The following is a 12,593-nucleotide window of genomic DNA, read 5'->3' on the forward strand; positions in this document are numbered from 1 at the left end:
CCGAGGCCGTCTACGGCCCCGACCACCCGTCAGTCGTACTGATCCGACGCAATCTTTCTAATCTTGATGAATAGATGCGACTGTTCGCACCACTTAGTCAAGATCGACTATGTGTCGGGTAACCGCAGACGGTCTCGCCATGATGGGCGAGGGGTCGGGCTGCCCGGGAAGCGCAGCGATCTGGTGCTGTCTCCCGGCTGCCCGATGGCGTGCCCCTGCTCGGTTTTCGTCTGCCTCTGGCGTGCCTGGCGATGGTCTCCGTTGGTATGCGTGACTGCGCATCCCGGGACGCGGTCGGGTATTCGGTGAACCGGACCGCGGAACAGGACCACCATCGCGAATCCGTGCCGCCCGGTACGGCATGGATTCGCTGATCCGGCAGTAATCGTTCTGGACGGCCGTGCTCACGACGCATTCCCCGGCATCGCCGGCATGCACGCCGTTCCTGGTCTGGGTTGTGCGCGGTGGCGGGGTGCGACGCGCCCGGCGAGCACGGCGCGGCAGCGCCGCGCGCAGCCGGTTGCGGGGCGCGGACCGCCACCGGCTTGATCCTAAAACGGAGAATTCGGCAGTCTGCCGGCTTATCGCCGGACGGGTCAGAGAGTGCGGGGTTCGTCCTCGATGACGGTGCCGCCGACGTCGGCGTGTCCGGGGGGGCCTGGGCGGGCGTGGATGACGGAGCCTTTGCCGTGGTGGAGGGTCAGGGGGCGGCCGAGGGCGGCGGCCAGGCGCATGGCGCCGGATCCGCAGGCTTCGTCTTCGGGGATGCCGACCCGGTCGGCGAAGGTCCGTACCCGGATGGTGCCGGCGTCTTCGTCTTCCCATGCCCATAGTTGGGTGAAGTCCTGGCCGGGGTGTAGCGGGCCGGTGAGGTCGTCGACCTGTTTGGGGTCGTCGAGGCGTTCATGCCACCACGGCGGGGTGGATGCCAGGGCGGCGCGTACCCACACGCCGTTGTCATCGGTCCAGGTCCGGGCGTCGCCTCCCTCGGTGCGGAGCACATCCTGTGGGGTGCCGTGGATGCGGCCGAGGAACCAGGCGGCGCCGACGGCGGGATGTCCGGCGAAGGGGATTTTTGTGCGGGGGGTGTAGATGCTGATCGTTGAGGTGGCGGTGTCGTCGATGAAGACGGTTTCGCTGTAGCCGAGACGGGCGGCGATCTCCTGACGGTGCGCGGGGTCGGGGACGATGGTGGCGGCGTCCTCGACGACTCCAAGGGGGTTGCCGTGGTTACCGGCCTGGTCGGTGAACACCCGGACGACCCGTACTGTGACCACCGCTGGTGTCTCCCCTCGGCTTCCCACCGCTTCCCGCTTCGGGGTCATCCTGCCCGTTGGGTGCGGGTTGTGTCAGGGGAATGAGCGGTTCGGGAGCGTGTCGGGAGCGGCCTTCTACGCCTGCCGCCGGTGTCGCGGTCAGAAGGCGACGATCTCGTGGCGGAGGTCGGCGGCGGTGGTCGAGGTGCGGTAGCGGGGGGCGTCGAGCAGGGCGGCGATGCGGTCCAGGCGGCGGCGGTGCCAGGACACCCGTTGCTGCGGGGGGATCGTCAGGACCGGTCGAAGGGCGTCGGTGACGCCGTCGATGTTGCCGCGGAGCAGGCGGGCGGTCGCCAGGTAGACATGAGCGAGGATTTCATCGGCAACGAACCGTTGGTCGGCGGGTCCGGTGGTGAACAGGGTGATGGCGGTGGTGATGGCCTGCTCGGCGTCCGCGGCGCCGGTGTTGTCGGGAAGCCAGATCAGGCTTCCACCGGCGTAGTAGTACTGCATGGCGCGGGGGAAGGTGAACAGCCCGGTTTCGATGTCGGATGGCGGGGTGTCGTGGTCGCTGGCGTCGGCTGCGGCGGCGAGTGCGGCGCGGGTGCCGGCGATGTCGCCGAGGTGGGCCAGGCATTGCGCTTCGCCGCTGACGATCCGGGCCAGGCCCGCGCCGGTGGGACGCAGCGCCATCCCGGCGTGGATGTACTGGAGGGCCTCGCGGTGCCGGTTCGCGAAACGCGCGATCAGGCTTTGGGTTCCCCGCGCCCATACCGCAAGGTCGGTGTGTCCGGCGAGGTCGGCGCACATCAGGGCGGTGCGGGCGTGGGTCATGGCCGGGCCGGGTTTGCCCAGGTCGATGGCGCCGTAGGCGAGAATCCCGGAGAGCTGTCCGGCGATCAGGTAGAGGTCGTGGATCTGCGCGGGCCGGCGGGCCTGGTCGAGGAGGGCCAGGACCCGGGTACGCGTGTCGATGGTGTCGGCAAGGACCGCTTCGGGGGGTCCGGCGATGTAGTCGAGGGAGAGTCGGGCGACGTCGTCGGCGAGCTGTTCGAGAACGAGTGGGTCGACGGTTGCCGCGCCGAGTCGTTCCAGGATGGCGGCGGACTGGCGGGCGGCGGCGGTGACCAGGGTGTCGGGGGCCATGTCGAGTCCGACGGCGGCCGGGATCGCGAGGGACACCGTCCGGCGGGTGGGCAGCGTTTCGGCGGTGGTGGTAGCCGGCGGGGCGTCTGGGCTGGTCTTGTCGCTTTCCAGGCCGAGACGGGCGCGGGGGATGTTCAGGCCGCTCGCGAACCGCTCGAAGACGGCCAGGGTCATGACCTGCCGTTTGCCGTTACGGATCTCGCTGATGTGGGACTGCGGCGTGCCACAGGCGGTAGCGATCTGCCCCTGGGTGGCACCGGTCCACTTCTGAAAAATCTTCAACACCGCGGCCATATCCCGCTGCTCCAGGGCGTGGACCATCTCGGGACGGTCCCACAGACCAGCGGGCGCGGCGGGAAGTTCCCGGTTACGCGATGTCATGGCTGCCTCCCGGGCGGGACAGGGGGACGCGGCGGGTTTCAGGCTGCGCACTGTCCGCCAGTGTAACCACCGGGTGTATACGGCCGGCGACCTTTTCAGCGCTCGTGTAGCTCGTAATCGTGGCCGGTGGCCGGTCCGCTCCGGGTGGGAGAGCGCTGCTTTCCGGGCGGGCTGGGCCGGTGTCCCAACAAGGGGAAAACGACCACGAGACGGGGTGCGGCCGGTGACGGCAACCACGACAGGCCCAGCGGACGACGGAAACGCGGAGGAACGGCCATCGGTGCTGTACGGGGTGGTGCGGTTCGAGCCCGGTGGGGAACGCCGGGTCCGCGATACGACGATCACGTTTGATTCGGCGGCGTCGGCGGAGGTGTTCGCGGTGGAAAGCGGCTGGCATGACTATCAGGTGACGCCGCTGTTCTTCTTCGTCGACCGTGTCACGGCGCCGGCGGCGGGCCGGCTGCTGCTGGGGGCGGCGTTGGCCCGGTCGGTGCGGCGGGCTGGCGGCCGATGACCGGCGGGGAACACGCCCGGGTCACGGCGCACGGGGACATCAACGCGATCACGATTTTTCCGGCGGATCGTCCGGTGGACGTGCTGCATGCCTGGGCGGCGCTGCCGGACGGGGTGGGGTTCGCCGACGCGTTCGGGGATGTGGAAGTGACGTTGGTGTTCCGTCCGCTCGGCGACCTGCTGCCGCCGGGGCAGCCCGGCGGGATGTCCGGCGCGCCGGATTGAGTGTGCGGACGGTCGGCGCCGTCCTGCGATAAGCGGTGGCGGCGGGGGTCGTGGTGGTGTGTGCAGGGGGTCAGAATCCCGCCGGGCGGCAATTGCCCGCCCCGGGATGCTGGCCCCTTTACCTGTGGGCGGCGTATGCGGTGACGAGGTCCTCGACCGTGGCCAGCCGACGGCCAAGGTCGGCAAGCTGTTGTTCGATGCGGCCGATACCGGCGAGGATTTCCCGTTCGATGGCCGGCGGCGCCGTGCCGGTCGGGCTGGTCCCGGCGGTCAGGACGCGGATCAGGTGGTCGTCGGGCCAGTTGAGGGCGCGGGCGATCGCGGTCAACGTCGTGTTCTGGACCCGGCGGCCGTGTGCGCCGTGCTGGATGCGGCGCAGGGTGGCCACCGACACCCCGGAGGCGTCCGCGAGCGCTTTCTGTCCGATCCGCTGCTGAGCCATCCGGTTGTTGACCGCGTCGGCGACCGCGTTCCAGTCCTCGTCGGGGCGGGGGCTGCGGGCGGTGTGCACCGGAACGCCGTTTGACATGTAGCAAAGGTAACCCGGGTGGCCGTGCCGGCGATACCGATCTTCCGGGGGATGCCGTCGATTATCCGATGGCTGTATACACCGGCTGGAAAGCGCTTGGCGAGCGCTTCGCGCGCCGTGCACTGTATGTCCTGCAACGACCGACGGCCGGCAGCGGCCGGCACGCTGACAAGGTGGGACGAGGTGACAACGGCGATGGCGGTACCGCAGCGGATTCCCGTGGCGTTCACGGACATGTTCCCGCACGGCGCCTATGTGCTCGGGGTGGAACCGGTCAACGACTTCGACAAGGCCAAGGCGGGGATAGCCGACGCGCAGGAACGGGACAAGGTCACCGGTGAGCTGGTGTGGGCGGTGCGGGTGATGGACGCCGACCCCAACGCCCGGGCCGGCTCGGCGGAGGTGAAGGTGAAGATCGCCGCTGGGGTGCGGCCGGTCCCGCCGGAGCCGCTGGCGGGGACCCCGTTTCGGCCGGTGGAGTTCGACGGGCTGACCCTGACCCCGTATGTGAACACGAACGGGCAGAAGCCCCGGCAGGGGTTCTCGTTCTGGGCGGCCGGGATACGGCCGGTACGCGCAGGTTCCGGGCGGGCGGCGGCATGACCGGGACACCAGCTACCCCGGACGCCGGTGGCGGGCGGGTGCCGGTCGGGTCGCACGGGCATATCGGCGTGCATGTCGGGTCGGGCTGGTCGGCGCGGTGCTTCACCTATCCGCACGAGCGGCCGATCCTCGCGGTCGATGCCGACCGCACCCACCTGTCCCTGTCCACGGCGGACGACGTGCTAACCGTCGATCATCTCGATTTCGCGCGGGCGCTGGTGCGGGCCGCCACCGACTATCTGCACGAATGCGAACGGCTGCTGACAGGCCGTACCGGCGACGATTCGACAGGCGATACCGCAACAGCGGCCTGAGCGCGTTTCTCCCGGGTACCGGGACGGCCGTCTGAGTCTTCTTTGCGCTCCGCCGGTTCCGGTCCGCCGGTTTCTCTTCCTTCCGTTTCTTTTTCGTTTGATGCAGGGTGGGTGTGATCTGTCATGGCCAGAATCAACGGCTCCCGGCCGTTTCCCGACCTGCCGACCCGGCATCCGAAAGTCGACGTACCCCTGTGGGTGGTGCTCGCCGGGCTGGCCGGGCGGATGTGCGCCCGGCTGGTGGTCTTCCTGATCCGGCATCCGGTGCTGGTGGGTCTGCTGCTGACAGTGCTGGTGATCCGGGAGCGCTACGGGGCGGCCGGGCTGGGCCTGGCGCTCCTCGCCGTCGCCGTGCTGGCGGTGGGGTGGCGGCTGGCGCACCGCCGGTCGTTCGCCTGGCTGGCCCGCTGGCTGCGGGGCCGGCTGCGCCTGCTCATGGTGTACCGGTGGCGGTGGCGGCCGGTGATGGTGCACACCGGGCTGGCAATCCGGATCCCGGTGTCCAACGGCGACCGGGTCGCCTTCGCCGAAACCTTCCCCCGCATCCGCACGATCCGCTCCGACCGGTGGGCGGATCGGCTGCGGGTCGAACTGCTCTACGGGCAGACCCCGCAGCAGTGGGCGGAGCAGGCCGAGGCGCTGCGGCAGGCGTTCCGCGCGCAGGCCTGCCGGATCCGCGCCGATCGGGTGGGGTACATCTGGGTGGAGTTCACCCACCGTGACCCGCTGGCCGGCCTCGTCCCCCCGGCCGATCTCGATGGTCCGGACGCGGACGGCGGAGACGGTGACGGTTGGGATGACGACGCTCCGGTGGACCTGGCCGGGATTCCAGTGGGCCGGCGGGAGGACGGCCAGCCCTGGCGGCTACCGGTACGCGGCGCGCATGTGCTGGTGGCCGGGGCCACCGGGGCGGGCAAGGGGTCGGTGCTCTGGGCGACGATCCGCGGGCTCGGCCCGGCGGTCCGCGCCGGCCTGGTCGAACTGTGGGTCGCCGACCCCAAGGGCGGGATGGAACTCGCGTTCGGCCGGGACATGTTCACCCGGTTCGCCACCGACACCGCCGGCATCGCCGACCTGCTCGACGACGCGGTATCGGTCATGCGCGGCCGGGCCGGACGGCTCCGCGGGGTGACCCGGCTGCACGTCCCGACCACCGACGAACCGCTGATCGTCGTGATCGTCGACGAGCTCGCCGCGCTCACCGCCTACGTCACCGACCGGGAGCTCAAGCGGCGGCTGGCCGCCTCGCTGCCGCTGCTGCTGTCGCAGGGCCGGGCACCCGGGGTGGTGGTGATCGGGGCGGTGCAGGACCCGCGGAAAGAGGTGCTGCCGTTCCGGGACCTGTTCCCGGTCCGGGTCGCGTTGCGGTTGACCGAACCCGACCAAGTCGATCTCGTGCTGGGCGACGGTGCCCGGGATCGCGGGGCACGGGCGGAGGAGATTCCCGACGGGCTGCCCGGGGTCGGCTATGTGCTGGCCGACGGGCAGGCCGACCCGGTGCGGGTGCGGGCCGCCTGGATCGACGACGCCGAGATCGGCCGGATGGCGCACCGCTACCGGCCACCGGTCGCCGGTCAGGTCGTTGGCCTCGACGCTCCCGGCACGGGCTGGACCCCGGACGTCGACGGCTGGGCGGCATGACCGGACCGGACGGCTACGCCCCGGTGTACGTGCTGCCGGTCTGCTCCTGGTGCCGGCACCTGTGGGCGGCACACCGGGCCGATACCGGCTGCCGGGCGCCGACCGGGCGGGGGCGGGTGTGCGGCTGCCGGGAACCGCCCCCCGGCCACCCGCCCGACCCCGACCCGACCGGCGACGACCACGACCAAGACCACGACGACCAGGATCAGGAGGAGCGGGCCGCATGACGCACGGAACGGACCCCGCCGGCCTACTGTCGGCGCATCCGGACAGTCCGACCGGCCCCGTCTCGAGTACGGACCCGGCGGCGGGGAGTCGGGCGGCGCGGCTGCGGCTGCCGCTGGCCCGGCAGATTCTCGAGGCGGTCGCGGTCGACAACGGGGTGTGCATCCGGCCGCTGGCCATGCGGAGAATCGACCTGACCACCGGCGAGACGGAAACCATCCCGGTGCCGTGCGGGGCCACGCTGGCGAGCAAGTGCCCGCCGTGCGCGGACCGGGCCCGCAAGCTGCGGATGGCGCAGTGCAAGGCCGGCTGGCACCTCGACGACGAACCGTTGCCCGACCCGGACCCGCCGACCGACGACGCGAAAACCCTCGTCCGGCTCCGCGCCGATCTCGAAGCCGTCCGCGTCGACGCCGTCACCAGCCACAACGTCGAGCAGATCACCGAAGCCGACGACCTGATCTCCCAGGTGGACGCGGCGTTGACCGACCTCGGCGTCCGCGGCACGACCGCCCCGGAGGCCCGGGAGCGGCCCCGGCGGACCCGATCGACCCGGCGGCGGCAGGACGCCCCCGACCTGCCCCGGCTCCCCGTCGACCGGCGCACCGTGGGCCGGACATTCACCGCGGCGGACGGCACGGTGTGGCGGCCGTCGATGTTCCTCACGCTCACCTGCGACAGCTACGGCCGGGTAAACGGCGACGGCACCCCGGTGGACCCGGACGGCTACGACTACCGGCGGGCGGCCCGGGATGCGATCCACTTTCCCAAGCTGGTGGACCGGTTCTGGCAGAACCTGCGCCGGGCGGTCGGCTGGGACGTCCAGTACTTCGCGGCCTTGGAGCCGCAACGGCGGCTGGCGCCGCATCTGCACGCGGCGATGCGCGGGACGATCCCGCGGGTGCTGCTGCGGCAGGTGGCGGCGGCGACCTATCACCAGGTGTGGTGGCCGGCGTGTGACCGGCCGGTCTACACCCCCGGCCAGCTGCCGGTCTGGGACGAACGGGCCGGCGGCTACACCGACCCGGACACCGGCGCACCGCTGCCGACCTGGGATGCCGCACTCGACACGCTCGGCGACGATGCCGAACCCGCACACGTGGTCCGGTTCGGGGTGCAGGTCCGCGCGGACGGGGTGACCGCGAACAACGCCACCACCGGCCGGCTGATCGGCTACCTGACCAAATACCTGACCAAGAGCCTGGACGCCTGCCACACGATGACCAGCGACGCGCAGCGGACGCACGTGGACAGGCTCGCCGACGCCCTGCGCTACGAACCCTGCTCGCCGACGTGCGCAAACTGGCTGCTTTACGGCGTGCAGCCGAAGAACCCACGGGCCGGGCTGGTATCGGGCCGGTGCCGGGGCAAGGCCCACCGGCGGGAAACCCTCGGCTTCGGTGGCCGGCGGGTGCTCGTCTCCCGGAAGTGGTCGGGCAAGACCCTCGCCGACCACAAAGAAGATCGGAAAGTCTGGGTTCGGCAACAACTCGCGGTCCTCGGCCACACCGACACCGGCGGCCAGGGCGGCGGCGCCGACCGGGCGGTCTGGCAGCTTCTCCGACCCGGTGACCCGGCCACCCCCCGCCGGGAACACCTGCTGCTGCGGGCGGTCGCGGACCGGCACCGGTGGCGCGCACAACTCGACGCGGCGCGGGCCGCGCGCGGACACCCCGACCCGGTGTCGGCAACCGACCCGCTACTCCGCGATGCCGCATGATCTCCGAGTCTTACGACGATTCCGGCGAGGACGTATGAACAAGCTCCTCCTGACCGCGGCCGAAGCCGCCGCGGTCCTCGGTGTCGGCCGGTCCACCGTCTACGAACTGATGGCGGCGGGGCAGATCGAATCCGTCCGCATCGGACGATCGCGGCGGATCCCGCGGGCGGCGCTCGTCGCCTACGTCGACCGGCTCCGCGGAGTCTCGGACACGGAGGCCGCCGCATGATCACATACTGGTCCGCGCCGAACCGGACAGCCGAGTTTCGGCAGTACAGCACACGCGGCGATGCGGCCCGTGGGCCTCCGGTCGTACAGACACAAAGATCTCTAAAGCGGTCCCGGCGGGTGCGGGAACACCACACCGGGACCTTGATCAGCACCCCCTTCGAGAGCAAGGGAGTACCGACCCGTGCCCATCATTCCGCCTGACCTCAACCCCCCGCGCGACCCCTCCGACGGACAGCCCTTCGTCCGCCTCGACGCCCCCGGCCACGGCTACTACGAGATAACCGTCAAACCGGGCGCCGACCCGTTCGACATCGCCCGGACCGCGGTCGCGATCCCCACCGACGCGGTGTTCGTCGAAGCCCTCGGAGACGTCGACGTCGTGCTGGTGTTCCGCGCGATCCCCGACAGCACGCTTCCGGCAACGCCCCCGCCGCACAGACCTGGTCCGGCCGGCGGCTGGCTGCCTGACCTCCGCCCGTATCGGACGGTTCCCGCGCAGCCTCAGCCCCGCTGACCAGGACTCGCGGTCCTTCCCCCATTTCTTTCCCGTTCCTCTGGTGGGCGTTACACCCGTCGGGAGTGCGGACGGGTCCAGGGTCGGCGAAGCCGATCACGCAGTGACGCGATAGCGCCCTGGACGCGGCCGGGCTCCCGACGGACCCTCCCCCGCCCCAGAGGAGCGGGAGCACCGAACCGCCGGACGCAACCTCCCGGCGCTCTCCCGTTCTTCGCATCATTTCTTCGGCAAGGAGTGATCTTCATCATGTCCGGCAAGCGGCAGGATCCGACCGGAGCAGCCGACGACGAACCGACCGGCTCTGATGCCCAGAGCTCGAAACGTCGGACGCGGAACGCTCCTGATCGCCGGGGCCGTCGGCGTAGCCATGGCGAAGGCGCCCTTTACCAGCGTGAAAGTGACGGTCGGTGGGTCGGTGTGGTCGATCTGGGCTGGATCGACGGGAAGCGGCGTCGCCGCGTCGTCTACGGGGGGACCGAGAAGGAAGCCCTTGCCAAGGTGCGTGAACTGCGCAAGGCGGCCGATCAGGGCCAGGACCTCACGGCGAAGTCCCGCACCGTCGCCGAATGGATGGACTACTGGATGGACGAGATCAAGTCTCACGATGGAACACGACCGTCCACTCTCGCCCGGTACCGGTACGCGATCGACGGCCACATCGTCCCGATGCTCGGAAAGATCCGCCTGGACAAACTCGGGCCGGCCCACGTCCGGCGTCTGCACGCGGCACGTCGGGAGCAGATGAAGCCGGCAAGCCTCGTGAAGATTCACGCGGTGCTGCGGGCCGCGCTCGCCGACGCGGAACGGATGGAGCTGGTGAGCCGCAACGTCGCGAAAGCTGTTCGCCCGCCGAGCCTGGCCGGTGGGGAACAGCACACGCTGACCACCAGTGATGCACGTCGTTTCCTGACCCTGGCTATAGATGATCGGCTCGAAGCGCTGTTCGTCCTGGCGCTCACGATGGGACTGCGCCGCGGTGAGCTGCTCGGCCTCCGCTGGGATGACGTCGACCTCGACGCCCGGACGCTGTGGGTCCGCCGCTCCGCCCAACGGGTCAGCGGGCAACTGCGGCTCGTCGAGCCGAAGACGCACGGTTCACGGCGAACGGTGCCGATACCGGCGCTCGCCGTTGACGCCCTGGAACGCCAACGCAAGCGCCAGGCGGACGAACGGAACAAGGCCGGCGAGTCGTGGCAGAACAACGGGCTCGTCTTCGCCTCGACGGTCGGCACGCCGATGGAGCCACGGAACGTGACCCGACGCGTCCAACAGCTCCGTGACGGTGCCGGCCTGCCGTGGCTGCGGCTTCACGACTTCCGCCATGGCTGCGCGACGTTCCTTCTGGCGTCCGGGATCGAACCGCGGACCGTGATGGAGATCCTCGGCCACACCACGGTCAGGATGACGATGGAGCGGTACGGCCACGTGCTGCCCGAGCGACTTCGCGCGGCCGCAACGGCGATGGACGGCATCCTTGGCCCCGAGGCCGACACCGACAAGCAACACAAGAAGAAGCACAAGGACGACACGGTGGAGGACCGGGACGACGGGTAGCGCCCCTTGGCTACACGGTTGGCTACATCTCGATCTTCTCGTCGGATGAGACAACCCATTTATGCAGGTGAGACGGGGTGGAGACGAGGGGACTTGAACCCCTAACCCCTGCCTTGCAAAGGCAGTGCTCTGCCAATTGAGCTACGCCCCCGGAGACGACCCAACCAAGAGTACGACACGCGGGCCCCGGCAGGTCGGTAGCTGGTCGATCGTGGCATCACGATCACGGATCGGGGCCTGCGTACGGGTCGGGGCCCGCGCCGGCGTGAGCATGTGGCGCGCGGGGCCGCCTCCCAGGCCAGACGGGGATGCGCCTGGACAGATCATGATTGTCGGCGTTGTGCCGCCCGAGCCGTGGGCCGGGTGTACGAATGTGCGGGTGTGCGGGTGTGCGGTCGCCTCCGGTTCAGGCGGTTCGCGGTGCCGGGCGGATGTGTGGGTGCGTGGGTCGGTGTCACACGAGCGCGGACCTTGAGAGCGTCCGCCTCGCCCGGCCGCGCCCGTCCGCGTCCGTGTCACACGGGCGCGCACTATGAGCACTCTCCGTACATCACGGCTCCGGACGTGACCAGCGTTGTCGCGATCCGCCGGACATCGGTACTTGATTCGCCATAAGTTAGGTTAACCAAAGTCAGCGAAGACAATCGCATCGACAGGCGGCGAAGGTGCGCGCAACCGGCCGCGCACAACGGGCTGCGAAGGGACGCACAACCTTGACGTCACCCGATTATTCCGAGTATAGGTAAGGCTAACTTAACTAACAGTCATGACATGGTGCTCCGCCTGAGCGTCCTCGGACGAGGTACCTCTGGTCAGCGCCGACGCGGTCTCACATGACTGGAAGGGCAGCCGTGGTAGGACGTCTGCACGAGCGGGCCGGAGAACTGACGGAACTCGGTGTCCACGACATGATCGGGATCGGGTTCGGGCCTTCGAACCTCGCCCTGGCGATCGCCGTCGAGGAACACAACGCCCAGGTAGCGCCCTCGGCGGCACTGCGGGTCACCTTCCTGGAACGCCAGGAACGCTTCGGCTGGCATCGGGGAATGCTGCTCGACGGCGCCACCATGCAGATGTCGTACCTGAAGGACCTTGTCACCCTGCGCAACCAGGCGAGCGATTTCAGCTTCGTGTCGTACCTGCACGGCCAGGACCGGCTGGTGGACTTCATCAACCACAAGACGATGTTCCCGTTGCGCCACGAGTTCCACGACTACCTGGAGTGGGCTGCGGGCCGCCTCGATCATCTCGTGGAGTACGGCTCGGAGGTCGTCGACCTGCGGCCGGTCACCCTCGGCGGTGAGATCGCCTTCATCGACGTGGTGAGCCGGCGCGGCGGCGGCCCCGAGCGCACGGAGGTGCGCCGCGCCCGCAACGTCGTCATCGCGGCCGGCCTGGAACCTCGCACACCCGACGGAATCGGGCTCACCGAGCGGGTCTGGCACAACCACGACCTGCTCGACCGTGTCGGCGCGATGCCGTCGACACCGCGGGGGCGATTCCTCGTCGTCGGTGCTGGTCAGAGCGCGGCCGAGGTGACCGAATACCTCCACTCCAACTTCCCGCGGGCCGAGGTGCACACCGTCTTCGCCCGCTACGGTTTCAGCCCGGCCGACGACAGCTCGTTCGCCAACCAGATCTTCGACCCGACCGCGGTCGACGACTTCTTCCACGCCCCCGACAAGGTCCGGGCGATGCTGCTCGACTACCACCGGGGGACCAACTGCTCGGTGGTCGA

At 69.9% G+C, this 12,593-nt stretch carries 14 protein-coding genes and 1 tRNA gene; 11 read left to right on the forward strand and 4 right to left on the reverse strand.

Translation table 11 applies throughout. The features are described from left to right. Positions 1-596 precede the first annotated feature (596 nt). A complete protein-coding gene (locus NBX02_RS00450) occupies positions 597-1,304 on the reverse strand; it encodes a PhzF family phenazine biosynthesis protein (RefSeq protein WP_250289490.1) in 708 nt (235 codons plus the stop codon). A 111-nt stretch (positions 1,305-1,415) separates the two neighbouring features. Further along, positions 1,416-2,783 (reverse strand): helix-turn-helix domain-containing protein, encoded by a 1,368-nt coding sequence (locus tag NBX02_RS00455; protein WP_250289493.1) that lies wholly within the window; start codon positions 2,781-2,783, stop codon positions 1,416-1,418. 223 nt (positions 2,784-3,006) lie between these two features. Between NBX02_RS00455 and NBX02_RS00460 the strand changes: the two genes are divergently transcribed. Together NBX02_RS00460 and NBX02_RS00465 are read left to right on the forward strand one after the other, a co-directional pair. Beyond that, complete coding sequence (locus NBX02_RS00460) at positions 3,007-3,297, forward strand: hypothetical protein (RefSeq protein WP_250289495.1); 291 nt, start codon at positions 3,007-3,009, stop codon at positions 3,295-3,297. After that, positions 3,294-3,521, forward strand: coding sequence for a hypothetical protein (locus tag NBX02_RS00465; RefSeq protein WP_250289497.1), 228 nt, complete (start codon positions 3,294-3,296; stop codon positions 3,519-3,521). The genes NBX02_RS00460 and NBX02_RS00465 overlap by 4 nt, the downstream gene beginning before the upstream one ends. Before the next feature lie 118 nt (positions 3,522-3,639). Here the strand turns inward: NBX02_RS00465 and NBX02_RS00470 are convergent, their stop codons facing one another. Next, entirely contained in the window at positions 3,640-4,050 is a 411-nt protein-coding gene (locus NBX02_RS00470) for a helix-turn-helix domain-containing protein (RefSeq protein WP_250289498.1), read from the reverse strand. Positions 4,051-4,245: 195 nt separating this feature from the next. Between NBX02_RS00470 and NBX02_RS00475 the strand changes: the two genes are divergently transcribed. From NBX02_RS00475 to NBX02_RS00510, 8 genes are all read left to right on the forward strand, one after another. Beyond that, positions 4,246-4,653 carry a plasmid replication, integration and excision activator gene (locus NBX02_RS00475; protein ID WP_250289520.1) on the forward strand — a complete coding sequence of 136 codons (408 nt, stop codon included), beginning with the start codon at positions 4,246-4,248 and terminating at the stop codon, positions 4,651-4,653. Further along, positions 4,650-4,967, forward strand: coding sequence for a hypothetical protein (locus tag NBX02_RS00480; protein WP_250289500.1), 318 nt, complete (start codon positions 4,650-4,652; stop codon positions 4,965-4,967). Before NBX02_RS00475 ends, NBX02_RS00480 begins: the two co-directional genes overlap by 4 nt. A gap of 123 nt (positions 4,968-5,090) precedes the next feature. Continuing rightward, entirely contained in the window at positions 5,091-6,608 is a 1,518-nt protein-coding gene (locus NBX02_RS00485; protein ID WP_250289502.1) for an FtsK/SpoIIIE domain-containing protein, read from the forward strand. Then, positions 6,605-6,835 (forward strand): hypothetical protein, encoded by a 231-nt coding sequence (locus tag NBX02_RS00490; protein ID WP_250289504.1) that lies wholly within the window; start codon positions 6,605-6,607, stop codon positions 6,833-6,835. The genes NBX02_RS00485 and NBX02_RS00490 overlap by 4 nt, the downstream gene beginning before the upstream one ends. Then, positions 6,832-8,553 (forward strand): replication initiator, encoded by a 1,722-nt coding sequence (locus tag NBX02_RS00495; RefSeq protein ID WP_250289507.1) that lies wholly within the window; start codon positions 6,832-6,834, stop codon positions 8,551-8,553. The genes NBX02_RS00490 and NBX02_RS00495 overlap by 4 nt, the downstream gene beginning before the upstream one ends. Positions 8,554-8,587: 34 nt before the next feature. Next, positions 8,588-8,782, forward strand: coding sequence for a helix-turn-helix domain-containing protein (locus NBX02_RS00500; RefSeq protein ID WP_250289509.1), 195 nt, complete (start codon positions 8,588-8,590; stop codon positions 8,780-8,782). 183 nt (positions 8,783-8,965) lie between these two features. Beyond that, positions 8,966-9,298 (forward strand): hypothetical protein, encoded by a 333-nt coding sequence (locus NBX02_RS00505; protein WP_250289512.1) that lies wholly within the window; start codon positions 8,966-8,968, stop codon positions 9,296-9,298. A gap of 420 nt (positions 9,299-9,718) precedes the next feature. Then, a complete protein-coding gene (locus NBX02_RS00510; RefSeq protein ID WP_250289514.1) occupies positions 9,719-10,855 on the forward strand; it encodes a tyrosine-type recombinase/integrase in 1,137 nt (378 codons plus the stop codon). Between the two features lie 78 nt (positions 10,856-10,933). On the opposite strand, the gene NBX02_RS00515 is transcribed toward NBX02_RS00510, so the two are convergent. After that, positions 10,934-11,006, reverse strand: a tRNA-Ala gene (locus NBX02_RS00515). 757 nt (positions 11,007-11,763) lie between these two features. Here NBX02_RS00515 and NBX02_RS00520 point away from each other — a divergent pair. Continuing rightward, on the forward strand, positions 11,764-12,593 hold an 830-nt coding region (locus NBX02_RS00520), incomplete at its 3' end, for a SidA/IucD/PvdA family monooxygenase (RefSeq protein WP_445548176.1).

It is taken from the genome of Protofrankia sp. CiP1_Cm_nod1, from assembly GCF_920888515.1.
In the GTDB taxonomy this organism is placed as follows: Bacteria; Actinomycetota; Actinomycetes; order Frankiales; family Frankiaceae; genus Protofrankia.

What these genes read in the sequence shown, in the direction of transcription:
- NBX02_RS00455 (WP_250289493.1), bottom strand. Translation starts at nt 2,783, where the DNA reads ATGACATCGCGTAACCGGGAACTTCCCGCCGCGCCCGCTGGTCTGTGG.
- NBX02_RS00465 (WP_250289497.1), top strand. Translation starts at nt 3,294, where the DNA reads ATGACCGGCGGGGAACACGCCCGGGTCACGGCGCACGGGGACATCAAC.
- NBX02_RS00470 (WP_250289498.1), bottom strand. Translation starts at nt 4,050, where the DNA reads ATGTCAAACGGCGTTCCGGTGCACACCGCCCGCAGCCCCCGCCCCGAC.
- NBX02_RS00475 (WP_250289520.1), top strand. Translation starts at nt 4,246, where the DNA reads ATGGCGGTACCGCAGCGGATTCCCGTGGCGTTCACGGACATGTTCCCG.
- NBX02_RS00480 (WP_250289500.1), top strand. Translation starts at nt 4,650, where the DNA reads ATGACCGGGACACCAGCTACCCCGGACGCCGGTGGCGGGCGGGTGCCG.
- NBX02_RS00485 (WP_250289502.1), top strand. Translation starts at nt 5,091, where the DNA reads ATGGCCAGAATCAACGGCTCCCGGCCGTTTCCCGACCTGCCGACCCGG.
- NBX02_RS00490 (WP_250289504.1), top strand. Translation starts at nt 6,605, where the DNA reads ATGACCGGACCGGACGGCTACGCCCCGGTGTACGTGCTGCCGGTCTGC.
- NBX02_RS00495 (WP_250289507.1), top strand. Translation starts at nt 6,832, where the DNA reads ATGACGCACGGAACGGACCCCGCCGGCCTACTGTCGGCGCATCCGGAC.
- NBX02_RS00500 (WP_250289509.1), top strand. Translation starts at nt 8,588, where the DNA reads ATGAACAAGCTCCTCCTGACCGCGGCCGAAGCCGCCGCGGTCCTCGGT.